The sequence below is a fragment of the Rhodococcus sp. KRD197 genome (genome assembly GCF_017168235.1).
Taxonomy (GTDB): domain Bacteria; phylum Actinomycetota; class Actinomycetes; order Mycobacteriales; family Mycobacteriaceae; genus Rhodococcoides.
The window spans coordinates 1-1,081 of the sequence record NZ_JABFAO010000060.1; the positions used below are offsets into that span (position 1 = coordinate 1).

Below are 1,081 nucleotides of genomic sequence, written 5' to 3' on the forward strand. Positions count from 1 at the left end.
CGGATCAGGAGTGTCGCCCGGGGTCCTGCTCGGTCTGGGGTCTGCTCACCGTCGGTGGCGCAGCGAGCCGACAGGGCGAGCACAGGACCAAACCGGGGGCGGACTGCACGACCGCCTCCGATTCGGGCGTGTTCGATCAGACTGTTTCGAGGTTGCGTGCGGACCAGGCGGCGTAGCTGCCCTCGAGTTCGACAACTCGGTAGCCGGCGCGACGCAGGGCGCTGGCTGCGACCGCGTTACGGACGCCGCTCTGGCAGTAGGTCACGATCGGACCGCCCGTGGGCAGTCCGTCGAGGTTCCACAGCAATCGCCCACCGCTGAGCTGTTCGGAGCCAGGTATGTGGCCGTCGGCGTGTTCGGTTTTGTTGCGCACGTCCAGCACCATTGCCGAGTCGAACGAATCCAGCTCGTCCGCACCGATCGTCTCGGGTGTCGTCATGGGAAATCCTCGTAGACTTGTGACGTACCCGGTCACCGTATCGATGCCGACCCGCAGCAGGTGATCACGTAGCTCGTCGGCGACGGCGCGGTCCTCGGCAAGCACCACCAGTGGAGTGTCCTCTCGTTCGGGGTCGTAGACCCAGGCACCGAACGAGGCTGCCTTGCCGATACCGGGGATGTTGAGCGCTCCGGGGACAGCGCCGGCGTGCACCTCATATTGGCCGCGGGTGTCGAGGAGGACGACCTCGTCGGAGTCGAGGGCGCGTGCCAATTCGGTGGAGTCGTACTCGTGCAGTGGAGAGAGTGGCCCGAGAACGACCGGGCCCTGCTTGTTCTGACGCTTCATCCGGCCGAAGTAGGCGTGTGCATCCGGTTGGCCGTCGAGCATCTCATCGACGAAGCCCTGCTCGTCGTCGCGCTCGACATACCCGGCCCACCAAGCGAAACGACGTTCGTAGCCGACGCTGGTCGACGGCAACGCGCCGAGAGCTTTTCCGCAGGCACTGCCCGAACCGTGACCCGGAAAGACCTGGATATGATCTGGCTGCGTGACGAACGACCGCTTCAGACTGCGGAAGATCTGTTTGGCACCCTCGAAACGGGTGTCGACACCGTCGGCAGCTTCGTCGAGTAGGTCCGG

Annotated in this window: 1 protein-coding gene; it reads right to left on the reverse strand. The window is 65.1% G+C overall.

Annotation, left to right across the window (positions count from 1 at the left end; genetic code table 11):
- Positions 1–136: 136 nt before the first annotated feature.
- A partial coding sequence (locus J1M86_RS24150; RefSeq protein WP_032399667.1) for a rhodanese-like domain-containing protein occupies positions 137–1,081 on the reverse strand: 945 nt, incomplete at its 5' end.